Source organism: Nitrospinota bacterium, from assembly GCA_016208975.1.
In the GTDB taxonomy this organism is placed as follows: Bacteria; Nitrospinota_A; UBA7883; order UBA7883; family JACRLM01; genus JACQXA01.
The window spans coordinates 2,051,472-2,063,415 of record JACQXA010000004.1; the positions used below are offsets into that span (position 1 = coordinate 2,051,472).

Consider the following 11,944-nt stretch of genomic DNA (forward strand, 5'->3'; position numbering starts at 1 on the left):
TTGACTGGTAATTTAGGGAGGCGCGCCTTGTCCGCCAAGAAACTGGTCGTCGCGTTAATAATCTGTTTTGGATTATCCGGATATGCCGCCGGGGGCGATAGCGGTGTCTATCAGGTTGGGGTGGTGAACGCCCTGTCTGTGGGGGTGCTTGAGGGGGACGTTACTATCGGCGAGTTGAAGAGAGAAGGGGACACAGGCATCGGCACGTTCAACGGGCTGGATGGCGAAATGGCCGTGGCGGACGGCGTTGTTTATCAGATTAAAAGCGACGGGGTGGCCATACCCGCTGGTGACACATTGAAAACACCATTCGCCACTGTGACAATGTTTGCGCCGGACCGGGAGGTGAAGCTTGCCAGTGTGGAGAGTTTCACGAACATGGCCGCCCAGCTGGACAAGGCGTTGCCCACGTTAAACGCCATCTACGCCGTGCGGATAGACGGCAAGTTCGAATACCTGAAAGCCCGGAGCGTTCCCGGCCAGAAACGGCCATACCCCACGTTGAACGATGTGGTGAAACAGCAGACCGTATTCACGTATGAAAGCGTGGAGGGGACGCTGGTGGGGTTCAGGTTCCCCTCGTATATGAAGAGCGTGAACGTGCCCGGCTGGCATCTACATTATTTAACAAAAGACCGGAAGCGGGGCGGACATGCGCTGGATTTGCGGGCGGTGAGCCTGACGGCCAAACTTTCGACGGCCAGCCGCCACACGGTAAAGTTGTTCTACAACGCCGATTTTAACCAGGCGGATTTGGCCGGAGCCGGGGAATACTCAAAAAGTTTCGCGCCGGAGAAGTAGGGCGCATCTCCAGAAAGCTCCCCCTCAACCCGACGCTTGGGGTTACTTCCCTTTGGCCCCTTCGCGGGAGGCTTCGTCGTTTAGCCGTTTTAGAAACTCGGCGGTATCCAACCCGTGCATCGTGGCGGCCCATTCCACGGTTTCAAGCTTGGCTCCGCCGCAGGATTTACAGCCCATCCCATAAGAATCAAACACTTTGATGGCGGAAGGGTGTTCCCGCATGAGCTGATGCAGTACCGATTCTTTACTTATTTTTTCCATGACACTTTCAAAAAACAGTTGCCAAAGTCACAATACATGCTAACATTACTATTTTTGATTTTGAACCGTTTTTTGCGAGCGTTACATGGCTAAAGAATGTGAGATCTGCGGGAAAAAGCCGATGTTCGGCAACAACGTGAGCCACGCCCATAACGTCACCCGGCGGCGGTGGAACCCGAACCTTAAATCGGTACGGTCCGTCACGGCCAATGGCGGTGTGAAAAGGGTCACCGTTTGTGTGGACTGCATCACCTCCGGCAAGGTTAAAAAACCCGCGTAAGTTTTTCCGGCCCGGCAAATCAAGCGCGGGCCGGGCCTCACTGGGCTTAAAAAAATGTCCGGTTATCTAATCCGCCAGGCCTCTTTTGACGACATCCCTGCCATCGTCCGCCTGCTGTGCGAGCTTTATTCCATCGAATCCATGTTCACTCCCCGGCCGGACACGCATTCAGCCGGGTTAAAAATGGCCCTCGACAACCCGCATTTGTCCCGCCTGTTAGTGGTGGAGCATACAAGTGACGTGGTGGCTTTCGCCAATCTGCAACTTATGGTAAGCACCTATCATGGCGCCATGACCATACATATAGACGATTTCATCATCACCCGGGCCCACCGGCAAAACGGGGTGGGCCGGATCCTCATGAACGGCGTTTTCGACACGGCCAAAAAGCTGGGCGCGCCCAGGGTTAGCGTGAACATAGACAAGGCCAACAGCCCCGCCTTCGCCTTCTACGGCAAGATGGGCTTTGTTTCCATGGAACTGGAGCGGTACCAGCGGCTGGATTTTTAGATCACAGCCGCTAGCTATTTGGCTACCGCTTATTGTCATGCTGGGCGGAGCGAAACATCTACCCTGGCGATCCGTTCCTTCCACAAGGCGCGGCCCTCCTTCACATCGGCTAGTTCTTGCTCGCTCGCATGTAGAGACTTTTTTTTCGAGTGAAACCCAGCGCCTTCCGCAGAGTGTTGTGAACGGCCACAAGCGAAACTTTCAGGCCGCTCCGGTCGCGCAATTCGGCCAGTGTAGCGTCGGGATTGGCCAGAACATCCGCCTCCAGCTTGCTAAGCGCGTCCCCGGAAAACGCCGGTTTGCGCCCGCAATCAGACGGCTTGGGCTCCAGCGAACCGGTGGCGTGGTAATGTTCTACAAGATGTTGCACTGTGGCCTTGGGCAATTTATAACGCGCCGCTATTTGCCCCAAGGACTCACCCTCCTTACGCGACTCGATCACCCTCCGGCGCAAATCTATGGATATTGGTTTCATCCATAAATTATACACAGTATCTATGAAATATTAAAATGCTCTAGGCGTGACGCTGGGAAGCATATATAGTGTGACCTCGGGGAAGCGGTGGGGAAGGCGTCGCGCGAAGGGGCGGGTTTTAAATCCGCCCGCGCTACAAGCGGAACCAATGCGGACGCGCCCTGGTCATGGTTCGTGGCTCGACAAGCTACGCCGCCACGCCTCTATCGTATTGTCAGCGGTAGAACCGCCCCGGCTCAGGCTGAGCCTTCGCCACCCCGCCTTGCTAAGGCGGGGAAAAAGAAACCGAGGTCAGGCGACCTCGGGGAAGCATAAAGGAGCCCGAGGTCAGGCGACTTCGGCGAAGCGTATTTGGCGTGACGCTGGGGAAGCATGTAAAGGGTGTCTTCGGCGAAGCGGTAATCACTTGGTGGGCTTGTCATGCCGGACTTGATCCGGCATCGTGGCCTCTATTCATTTCTGCGTTAAGGTTCTGATGCCTGCTCATGCCGCCGTGTTGCAGGGATGATATTACCGGGAGCCGCTATTTGCCACCCAAGTGGGCAGGGCTTGCCCTGCCCCTACAATATGACTCCGTTTACGCGCAGGCCACGGTTATGGCGTGGGTGTGGCCCGTATTGTCCGCATTTGTGGTGATAACTACTGTCGTCCCCGCTTGCAGTGTGTCGAACGATGCGGCGGGAACCGTTACCGAATGCGTATGGCCTGCGCTTCCCGCGCCAACCTGATATGTTTTTAGCGTTCCCTCAGTAACGTCGGCGGCTGGGATAGACGGCGAGGGGTGACCATGGTTCGTGCCTACCGTTGCCGTGGTTCCGTTTGTTTCGCAGGCGCTTAGCGGTTCCGGTGTGGATGTGTCGCCACCTGTATCCGGCGTTTCGTTGGAGGATGTGTCTGTGGATGATGAACCCGATGAGCCTCCACATGCATGAATCAATAATGATAACCCGCCGGTGGTAGCGGCGAGCCCTAAAGCCGTGGTTAGAAACTTTCTTCTTGTGGGAACCATATCCGCCTCCGCTGGTTAAGAGACCAAACAATGTCCCGCATAAGGCGTAAAAAATATGCGCCTTTCCCCTATTGGTAAAATGTATGCCTCAATAGTGGAAATAGTCAAATTATGATACTTAGGAGGAACCGTGGTCGGGCGACCACGGGGAAGCATCGTCGTAACGCCGATATTGCGAAACGCCCTGGCTCATGCTTTGCCTTGGCCACCCCGCCTTCTCAAGGCTGGGAAAGGAACCGTGGCTGGCTACTTCGAGAAACATTTAAGGGGCGTGACCTCAGGGAAGCGTTAAAGGTTCTCCCTTATCCTTCTCGCCACGGTTTCGGAAACTTTCAGCGTTTCCATCAAGTCCTCAAGGGCGGCTTCCCGCGCGCGTTTGACGGATCCGAATTTCGTCAATAACAGTTTTTTGCGCCGGGGGCCTATGCCTGGCACGTTGTCCAATGAAGACTCCCGCGCCGCCGCGTCCCGCGTTTGCCTGTGATAGGCCACGGCGAACCGGTGCGCCTCGTCCCGCGCCTGTTGCAGTAAAAACCTGCCCGGCGAGGTGGGGGGGAACGGCGCAGGCTCCGCCCGGCCCGGCAATATAAACTCGTCGCTTTCAGGGTTCTCCCTGTCTGCGCCCTTGGCGATGCCCACCACCGGCGGCGGCGTGATGTTCATGGACCGGAACGCCTCCATCACCGCGTTTACCTGCCCCTTGCCGCCATCTATTATCAACAGGTCGGCGAAAGGCTCGCCGGTTTCGGCCAATTTGGAAAACCTCCGCATTATCACCTCGGCCATGGAGGCGTAATCGTTCGGGCCGGTAACGGATTTAATCTTGTATTTGCGGTAATCATCCTTGGAAGGCGCGCCGTCTTTAAAAACTATCATGGAGCCCACCGCCGAAAGGCCGCTTGTGTTGGATATATCGTAAGCCTCCATGGTCATTGGCGCGGAAGGAAGGCCAAGGGTGGCCCTGATTTCCTCCAGCGCTTCGCCACGGCTTTTGGATGTGTTCATTATGGCGCCAAGGTTCATCTTGGCGTTGCGCTCGGCCATGTTAAGAATCTGGCGTTTCCTGCCTTTCACCGGGGTGTATATGCGGGTTTTGCCGCCCCGTACCGCTGTCAGGCGTTCCTCCAGCGCTTCAACGCCATCAGGCGGCTCCGGCGTCAGGATTTCCGGCGGTATCTCCATGCCTTCCGCATAGAACTGGCGGATGAAGGCGCCCAGCGCCTCCGCCCGGTCGGCCCTATCCACCTTGTCGAAAATGAAATGCCGTTCCCCGTTCAGTTTCCCGCGCCGCACCTGGAATATCTTTATCATGGCCTTGCCAGCCTCTTCGTAAATCCCCAGCGCGTCCAGGTTGCCCAGATCCGGCGAGGTGATCTTTTGCTTCTCGGCCAGGGTTTTAATGGCGGCGATCTGGTCGCGATACCTGGCGGCGGTCTCGAAATATTCCTTTTCCGCCGCGGCTAGCATCCCTTTTTCCAGCGCGTCCAACAGCCCGGCGTTGTTCCCCTTCAGGAACATGGCCACCTCGTTGACAAGCTCCATATACTCCTCGCGGTCCACCAATCCCGCGCAAGGGGCCAGGCATCGTTTCATCTGGTAATTCAGGCATGGGCGGCGCAAGGGTTTGCCGTCCAGAATGTCGGTACTCTGGCGCAGTGGGAAAATCCTGTGGATGAGCCGCAGGGTGGAACGCACCGCCTTGCCGGAAACGTATGGGCCGAAATACATACCCTTGTCGTTATCCACCCTTCGCACCATGAAGATGCGGGGGAAAGCCTCGTCCAAGGTTATCTTTATATATGGATAGTTCTTGTCGTCCTTGAGCATCACGTTGTAACGGGGCTGATGCTTTTTGACGAAATTGTCTTCCAGCACCAGCGCCTCCACCTCCGTGGCGGTCACCATGAAACCGATGCTCCGCACCCGTTCCACCATGTGGGCGATTCTTGGGGTGTGGGTTGCGGATTCCTGGAAATACGAGCGCACACGGTTGCGCAAGGATTTGGCCTTGCCTATGTAAAGGATTTTGCCATCGGCGTCTTTCATCATGTAAACGCCTGGCTCCTGGGGCATGTTCTCCAGGATTTCTTTTAGATGCCCAAACCGGTCACTCATACCCTGATTATACATTCGCAACGAAACAAGCCGAAACCGCGCCGCTCAAAAAAAGGTGGTAACGTCCTACAAAAATTGGAGTTACGACTGTGAAAAAGAAACGAAAAATTCCACTTGCGTTTTAAACGCATTGAAACTACAATCCTTACCCGTTCAGTCATATTGGCACATCCATTGCTCAACAAACAGTCTAAATACCAGGGGATCATCCAGGAGGCTTACATGATGGAGGCTTTCCAGATTCCAGTGACCGCGGTGATTTCCATCATCGTCGGTTGTTCCGCGCTAGCGTTTACCTATTTCGATCCGGCGTTCCACAGCGGCCGGACATCGCTTTACCACGTTGGCGATCATGATGTGCTTCACACCACCGAGGCTGAAAGGCTTTTCAACCGGCTTGTAAGCGATGAGAAACTGGCCTATGAACTGCTCCCCTTCGAAATGAAGCGGTGGTATGGTGACCGGGCCGGGGAGATAATGTTGCAGACTGTGGAACAGGCTTTGGTGGTAAACACGGCCAACCCCGAGATGTTCGACCGGTTACAAACTTTAAAAGGCATGGCGTTCTCGCTGATGGGCTCCCGAGAGCAAGCATTGACGGCTTATCGCGCCGCGGTGGACTTCAATCCGGGTAATGCAACCGCACGGGAGCGGCTGGACATTATTCAGGCGGAGCTGGACTCGGAGGCACAAGCCCTGGCGGCCCAGCAGGCGGCGGAATCAGGCGCTGTAACAGAGCAGGCCCAAGGCGAGGGCCCATTGAGCGCCTTGGCCGCCCCTGTGGGAAGCGCGGGCTAAATTTCCTTTTGGCCGGCTTCCAAACCGGCCATTTGTCCATTCAAGTCCCGGATTGTTAAACATTCCGCCTGGCGCCTCCTCCAAACCGGAATCTTGCATGCATTTGAAATCATCAATCAATTGGAAAAACAATTTTGGGAAAAACAATGCCCGACGCTACGGAAATCTCCCCGGCTGAACTGTTGGGCCGGTTGAGAAACGGATTTGAACCGCTACTTCTGGACGTGCGCAATCCTGATGATTACGCAAGCTGGAGGATGGATTTTATAAGGGACCAGGTGAACATCCCGTATATAGATTTTATCGAGACGCCAGACGAGTCTGCCGGAAAAGTGCCCCAGGGCAGGGAAATCGTGGCCCTTTGCGCCAAGGGTGGCGCCAGCGCCTATGTTGCGAATATCCTCAAAGACAAAGGCATAACCGCCGTCAACGTGGCTGGAGGCATGAAAGCCTGGGGCAATCTATACGTGAACACACCCGTTTGGGCCGGAAACGGAGCGGAGGTGATACAGTTCAACCGGGTGGGGAAAGGGTGCCTTTCCTATCTTCTGGTTTCCGGGGCGGAAGCGGTGGTGATAGATCCGGCGCGGCATGTGGAACAGTATCTGGCGGCCGCCAAAGAACGGGGCGTGAAAATAAAATACGTGTTCGACACCCATCTGCACGCCGACCACATTTCTGGCGGACATAGCCTGGCCCAGGTTGCGGGGGCGGAATACCGGGCAGGTTCGGCGGATATGGATTTGGCTACCACGCCGTGCCTGCCCGCCGGGGATGGCGAAGTTTACACCATCGGCGGAATGACTATCGAGGTGGTGTCGATGGCGTCGCCGGGGCACACGCCGGGCTCCACATGTTTTCTTTTCGCGGATAAACTGCTTTTCACTGGAGACACACTTTTTCTCTCCAGCATGGGCAGGCCAGACCTGGGGGGCCACGCCTCCGAATGGGTTTACAACCTGTGGGACACCATACGCAAATTTGAAAAGCTTGGCGATGATGTGCTAATAGCCCCCTCTCACACCACCGGGACCATGGAGATGGATGAGCGGTGGCGCGTTATAAAGCCGCTGGGCGCGCTTCGAAAGACCAACCCGCTACTCACCATCGGGGACAAGGAGCGTTTTGCCGCCAAAATTCTTTCGTGCCTTCCAGCGGAGCCGGAGGACTACCAGAACATGCGGCACGCCAACCTGGGCCAGGTGGAGCCCGATGAAGAAACCAAGGAACGCTGGGAATTGGGCCGGAACCGTTGCGCCGTTGAATCGGCGGCGGAGGCGCGTCACCGCTGATACCGGCGCCCAACCTGGAATGTTGAACAGGCGCCGCTCCGGGGGTATGATGACGCTTATTCAAGAGGGGGGATAGATGAAGGCGGTAAGGTTCACCGGCGAAGGGGCGCTAAGCTCCATCCGCGTCGAAAACCTTCCAGACCCGCTTCGGGCCGAGCCGGGGCGCGTGGTTGTGCGCGTCATGGCCTCTTCCCTGAACCATATGGACCTTTACTCCATGAGCCGGGGCGACGGGTTGGCCATACCCGGCTCCGACGGGGCGGGAGTGGTGGAGTATGCCGGGGCAGGAGTTACGGATTTCGTCCCAGGCGACGAGGTGATAATAAATCCCAATATCGGCGAGCCGGATGAGGATAACTACACCATCCTGGGTTCCGGCGCAAACGGGACCCACGCCGAATTCATCTCCCTTCCATCCAGGAATCTATTAAAAAAACCTTCATCGTTAAGTTTCGAGGAAGCCGCGGCGCTTCCCCTGTGCCTTATGACCGCATGGCGGCAGGTGGTGGTGAAAGGGGCCGCGCGGCCCGGGGAATGGGTTTTAATCCACGGCGCGGGCGGCGGCGTGTCCGTTTACGCCATGCAGATAGCGGCGCTTTGCGGGGCCAGCGTGATAGTGACCTCCGGCGACGAGGCGAAGCTTGGCAAAGCGGCCTTGCTGGGCGCCACGCACACCTTGAACCATCGCCATACCGACATCGTGGCCGAAGTGGCGGACATCACCGGCGGCCATGGAGCGGATGTGGTGATAGACAACGTGGGGGCCGAAACGTTTCCCACAAGCCTGGCGGTTGCGGCCACGGGAGGGCGCATTGTGATGTCCGGCAACGTGTCCTCCGAGCAGGTTTCTTTCCATCCTGCGCCGTTATACTGGAAAGGGGTGACGGTGATGGGTTCGCTTATGGGCCGCACGGAGGAGCTGGAGAAAGCCCTGGCCCTGGCCGCCGAGGGGAAGATAAGACCGGTGATAGACAGCGTTTTCGACCTGTCCGATTACCGCATGGCCATGGAGCGGATGGTAGAGAACAGGCATTTCGGGAAGATCATCATTGGGCGTTAACCGCCCGGTTTTTTGCCCGCCATTTTGATCATCCAGCGGTATCCGGAAAGTTCCGACAACGCCAACGCGCCGAAATAAAGAAAACCGAACGCCACAACCCTTTGCGGCTCATCCACCCAAAGCCCGCTGGAGGTAAACTCCTGCGCCCGGGCCACATCGCTGGTTATTCCAAGTTCCGGCACCGGAAGCAGGGTTGTGGCGAAAACGAATAGCAGGTAGAACAGGGCGCTGGCGGCCCATGAATGGTTCGCGGCGGACTTGCGGACCTCCCCGGCCTCCGCCGTCAGCACGGTGATAACGCGGTTGGCTATCATCCCGGCGAAAATAAGGGCGGGCAACCAATCTGAAAACGAAAGGGAAATGCCCAAAATGAAAAGGCTGTAAAAAAGGCCGATCCCCAATATGTTCAGGCTTTTTTTACCCCTGCTTACATTCGCCGCCATGGCCGTGGCGAGAAACGCCCCCGAATGCATAACGATGAATTCCAGCAACATCATCATGGTTAGGTATGACACGGTTTTCAACCCAAAGGTATATGGGCTTATCCAGGTGATGATGAACATGGCGGAGAAAGCGGCGTAACCCAGGCCAGATATGGCGCTACCTTCCGACGGGTATTTTTCGGGGCTGTAAGGATCCATTCCTTCCGATGGGCCGGTTATGTTGCGCGACCTTGTCATGATTCCCGCCTATTTGCTGGTGTGCCTGAAAGCGCCGTCCCATTCCGGGGGAGGCGGCGTTCGCATATAATGTTCCGCCCGCTCTAAAAGTGTTTTGGACGGCAGGTCGTCATATCTTTCGATAAGAGTCTTGCACATTGCGACAGCCCCGCTCCAGTCCCTGTTCGAGTATCTTTCAAAAGCCTCTTCGTACATTGCGGCCTGTTCAACCATTGCGCCGGTCTCCTCACCCCTTCTTGCCATTATCTCGTAAACCAGCGTAGGTTTCTCCTTCCCTTTCACCACGAGCAGGTCTATTTTCCTGCCGAATACCACTGGTTGCGCGGCCAGGTAAGTGACCTCCGCCGCCAGTATCCGGGTGTTATAAGCCTTGTTGAGCCCCTCCAGCCGGGAAGACTGGTTCACCGCGTCGCCTATGGCGGTGTAGTCGAACCGGTCGCGGGAGCCCATGTTGCCCACCACGCAAAGGCCGCTGTTGAGCCCCACACGCATGTTTATCTCCGGCAAACCCTGCTTGGCCAGCTGGGCGCGGAACCGGTCCAGCCGCGCAAGACATTCCAGCGCCGAAAGGCAGGCCAGTTCCGCATGCCGTTCCTGCTCCACCGGGGCGCCCCAGAAGGCCATCACCGCGTCGCCAATGTATTTGTCCACAGTGCCGTCCCGTTGGGTGATGGTCTCGGCCATAAGGGTTGTGTAGCCGTTTAGTATCCCCACCAACGCCGAGGCTTCTAACCGTTCCGATAAAGTTGTAAAACCCACCAGGTCGGAGAAAAGCACGGTTATCTCCCGCTTCTCGCCGCCCAGTTGAAGCCGCTCGGGCTCTTTAATTATCTGGCTCACCACCGAGGGTGACACATAATGCTGGAACGCCCGCTGGATGAACCGCCTTTGCCTCCCCTCCACCTGGTACTTGTACCCGGCGGCAAGAATCAGCGAAACCGTGGCCGATGTAAAAAGCGTCAGCAGGCTCATCCACTGGCCGGATTTGAAAAAGGCGCCGGATGTGGCGAACAGGGCTCCCAAGGTCAACGACGTTATCGCCCCCGCCCAGTAAACCGAATTGATGAACACAACGCTAAAGGCTATAAACAGCGCTCCGGCTAAAGCCGCCAACGCTGTGAGCCAAAGGGGGGCCTCCCGCAGGAACCTGGCGTTTAAAAGGTTGTCCAGCGCCGCCGCGTGGATCTCCATCCCAGGCGACACGGCGGAAAGAGGCGTGGGCTTCAAATCAAACAAGCCAGGCGCTGTGTAGCCTATAATGACGTAGGCGTCGTTAAAAACTTCCGGCGCTATGGCTGGCTCCACCCCTTGAGAAGCGGCCAGGGCCGACGATATAACCCCGGCGGCGGAATATCGCTTATAGGCATTCCGCCCGCCGTGATAGTAAATCCACATGCGCCCATCGCCGTCCAGCGGGATGTCAAGCCCGTTTACGGCCAAGGCTCTGTTGTCGAACCTGGCGGTCTTTTCACTGGAGAATACTGGAGCCGCGAACAGGGCGGGGATGAGCCCGCCGTTGAAAACTATGGCCGGGGGAACCCGGCGGTAAACCCCGTCGTTGTCCGGTCTGAACGTCACCGATGCCAACCCCCGGGCGGCGGCGGCCAACTGCGGGAGGGGGAGCGACGCGCCATTTTTCACCAACGCCATGGGCGCGGCGCCTTCGAAACCGATTCCCGATTTTTGCGTGGCCTTCATGACCTCCCCGCTGGCGGAGCCGCCGGTGGTGAAAGCCGCCGCCAGGAATACGTTGCCAGCCTTTTGCATGGCGCCGGCGAATTGTTCGTCGGTCTCCTCGCCGTATGGCGATATGTTGTTGAACAAAATATCGAACATCACCGCGCGGGCTCCGTTTTTGGCGCAATATTCGATTATGGGGTTATAAAGGCTTCGCGGCCAGGGGAAGGGGATGTTGTCCCGCTCGAAATGGTCCAGGCTATGCTGGTCCACCTCCACAAGTATTATGCGTTTGTCGGCCAGGGCCGGGTTTGCGTACGCCCGGAACTGGGCGTCCAGCGATTTTAGCGCGAAGGACTCCATAAAAGGCGCGCGGCCAGCGACAACGGCAAGAATGGAGGCCAGCATGGAAATGCCCAGCGCCGCCGCGGTTTTTTTCATGGTTATCAGCCCGTGATGGTCGAATCCCGTTGGCTTTTCCGTCATCATACCAGAACAACATTAAAGATAGGTTTTTGAAGGATGGGCATGAGTTTCGCCGAAATGATGGAATCCGTAAAGGCGTTTCATCTCAAACACGATTTCGCCAACAAAGGTGGCGAGGAGATGAAATACCGCGTGTGCCTGATGGCCGAGGAGTTGGGGGAGATTTCATCGGCGGTCACCAAGGGCAAGGCGAAAGAGGAACTGGCGGAGGAGATAGCAGACCTTCTGATCCTCGTGATGGGTTGCGCGATAGCTTTGGATTTTGACATGGAGACGGAGTTCAACAAAAAGATGGAGAAGATAATGGACCGCCCCTCAAAGCTTGTGAACGGCGTTATCCGGGTGACGGAACACCAGTGAGGCGGTTATAGGCGGCTCCGAAAGGGGATGTAATGATGAGTTTGTCGAACTATGACCCCAATGTTGGTTGTCACCCTTCGACGGGCTCAGGGTGACAAATCACCTCTTGCCATTGCCTGTTGAGCAATCTGACCCGGTAT

The 11,944-nt window shown here is 56.7% G+C and carries 13 protein-coding genes; 7 read left to right on the forward strand and 6 right to left on the reverse strand.

Features of this window, described 5'->3' with window-relative positions; translation table 11 throughout:
• Positions 1 to 27 precede the first annotated feature (27 nt).
• Positions 28 to 801, forward strand: coding sequence for an acetolactate decarboxylase (gene budA, locus HY751_13530; GenBank protein ID MBI4667418.1), 774 nt, complete (start codon positions 28 to 30; stop codon positions 799 to 801).
• A gap of 42 nt (positions 802 to 843) precedes the next feature.
• Here budA and HY751_13535 read toward each other — a convergent pair whose 3' ends face one another.
• Positions 844 to 1,062, reverse strand: a complete 219-nt coding sequence (locus tag HY751_13535) for a DUF1858 domain-containing protein (protein ID MBI4667419.1) — start codon at positions 1,060 to 1,062, stop codon at positions 844 to 846.
• Between the two features lie 85 nt (positions 1,063 to 1,147).
• Here HY751_13535 and HY751_13540 point away from each other — a divergent pair, with 85 nt between their 5' ends.
• A complete protein-coding gene (locus HY751_13540; protein ID MBI4667420.1) occupies positions 1,148 to 1,342 on the forward strand; it encodes a 50S ribosomal protein L28 in 195 nt (64 codons plus the stop codon).
• 54 nt (positions 1,343 to 1,396) lie between these two features.
• On the forward strand, positions 1,397 to 1,852 hold the full coding sequence (locus HY751_13545; GenBank protein MBI4667421.1) for a GNAT family N-acetyltransferase: 456 nt from the start codon (positions 1,397 to 1,399) through the stop codon (positions 1,850 to 1,852).
• 109 nt (positions 1,853 to 1,961) lie between these two features.
• On the opposite strand, the gene HY751_13550 is transcribed toward HY751_13545, so the two are convergent.
• From HY751_13550 to uvrC, 3 genes are all read right to left on the reverse strand, one after another.
• A complete protein-coding gene (locus HY751_13550; protein MBI4667422.1) occupies positions 1,962 to 2,327 on the reverse strand; it encodes a transposase in 366 nt (121 codons plus the stop codon).
• A gap of 577 nt (positions 2,328 to 2,904) precedes the next feature.
• Positions 2,905 to 3,264 carry a hypothetical protein gene (locus HY751_13555; GenBank protein MBI4667423.1) on the reverse strand — a complete coding sequence of 120 codons (360 nt, stop codon included), beginning with the start codon at positions 3,262 to 3,264 and terminating at the stop codon, positions 2,905 to 2,907.
• Positions 3,265 to 3,624: 360 nt separating this feature from the next.
• Positions 3,625 to 5,451, reverse strand: coding sequence for an excinuclease ABC subunit UvrC (uvrC, locus tag HY751_13560; protein ID MBI4667424.1), 1,827 nt, complete (start codon positions 5,449 to 5,451; stop codon positions 3,625 to 3,627).
• A gap of 174 nt (positions 5,452 to 5,625) precedes the next feature.
• Here uvrC and HY751_13565 point away from each other — a divergent pair, with 174 nt between their 5' ends.
• The 3 genes from HY751_13565 (at position 5,626) to HY751_13575 (ending at position 8,601) form a co-directional block, all read left to right on the forward strand.
• The gene (locus HY751_13565) at positions 5,626 to 6,249 is read left to right on the forward strand and encodes a hypothetical protein (GenBank protein ID MBI4667425.1); all 624 of its coding nucleotides are present in this window, start codon (positions 5,626 to 5,628) and stop codon (positions 6,247 to 6,249) included.
• Positions 6,250 to 6,395: 146 nt separating this feature from the next.
• The gene (locus HY751_13570; protein MBI4667426.1) at positions 6,396 to 7,541 is read left to right on the forward strand and encodes an MBL fold metallo-hydrolase; all 1,146 of its coding nucleotides are present in this window, start codon (positions 6,396 to 6,398) and stop codon (positions 7,539 to 7,541) included.
• Positions 7,542 to 7,617: 76 nt separating this feature from the next.
• Entirely contained in the window at positions 7,618 to 8,601 is a 984-nt protein-coding gene (locus HY751_13575) for a zinc-binding dehydrogenase (GenBank protein ID MBI4667427.1), read from the forward strand.
• Here the strand turns inward: HY751_13575 and HY751_13580 are convergent.
• Positions 8,598 to 9,281, reverse strand: a complete 684-nt coding sequence (locus HY751_13580; GenBank protein MBI4667428.1) for a hypothetical protein — start codon at positions 9,279 to 9,281, stop codon at positions 8,598 to 8,600. The two genes, HY751_13575 and HY751_13580, sit on opposite strands and share 4 nt — an antisense overlap.
• A gap of 9 nt (positions 9,282 to 9,290) precedes the next feature.
• Complete coding sequence (locus HY751_13585; protein MBI4667429.1) at positions 9,291 to 11,447, reverse strand: adenylate/guanylate cyclase domain-containing protein; 2,157 nt, start codon at positions 11,445 to 11,447, stop codon at positions 9,291 to 9,293.
• Between the two features lie 33 nt (positions 11,448 to 11,480).
• On the opposite strand from HY751_13585, the gene HY751_13590 reads away from it, so the two are divergent.
• Positions 11,481 to 11,804, forward strand: a complete 324-nt coding sequence (locus tag HY751_13590; protein ID MBI4667430.1) for a nucleoside triphosphate pyrophosphohydrolase family protein — start codon at positions 11,481 to 11,483, stop codon at positions 11,802 to 11,804.
• The last annotated feature ends 140 nt before the right edge of the window (positions 11,805 to 11,944 follow it).

Coding starts and splice junctions, on each gene's coding strand:
- HY751_13580 (MBI4667428.1), bottom strand. CDS start 9,281: ATGACAAGGTCGCGCAACATAACCGGCCCATCGGAAGGAATGGATCCT.
- HY751_13590 (MBI4667430.1), top strand. CDS start 11,481: ATGGGCATGAGTTTCGCCGAAATGATGGAATCCGTAAAGGCGTTTCAT.
- HY751_13535 (MBI4667419.1), bottom strand. CDS start 1,062: ATGGAAAAAATAAGTAAAGAATCGGTACTGCATCAGCTCATGCGGGAA.
- HY751_13585 (MBI4667429.1), bottom strand. CDS start 11,447: ATGATGACGGAAAAGCCAACGGGATTCGACCATCACGGGCTGATAACC.
- HY751_13540 (MBI4667420.1), top strand. CDS start 1,148: ATGGCTAAAGAATGTGAGATCTGCGGGAAAAAGCCGATGTTCGGCAAC.
- HY751_13570 (MBI4667426.1), top strand. CDS start 6,396: ATGCCCGACGCTACGGAAATCTCCCCGGCTGAACTGTTGGGCCGGTTG.
- HY751_13575 (MBI4667427.1), top strand. CDS start 7,618: ATGAAGGCGGTAAGGTTCACCGGCGAAGGGGCGCTAAGCTCCATCCGC.
- HY751_13550 (MBI4667422.1), bottom strand. CDS start 2,327: ATGAAACCAATATCCATAGATTTGCGCCGGAGGGTGATCGAGTCGCGT.
- uvrC (MBI4667424.1), bottom strand. CDS start 5,451: ATGAGTGACCGGTTTGGGCATCTAAAAGAAATCCTGGAGAACATGCCC.
- HY751_13545 (MBI4667421.1), top strand. CDS start 1,397: ATGTCCGGTTATCTAATCCGCCAGGCCTCTTTTGACGACATCCCTGCC.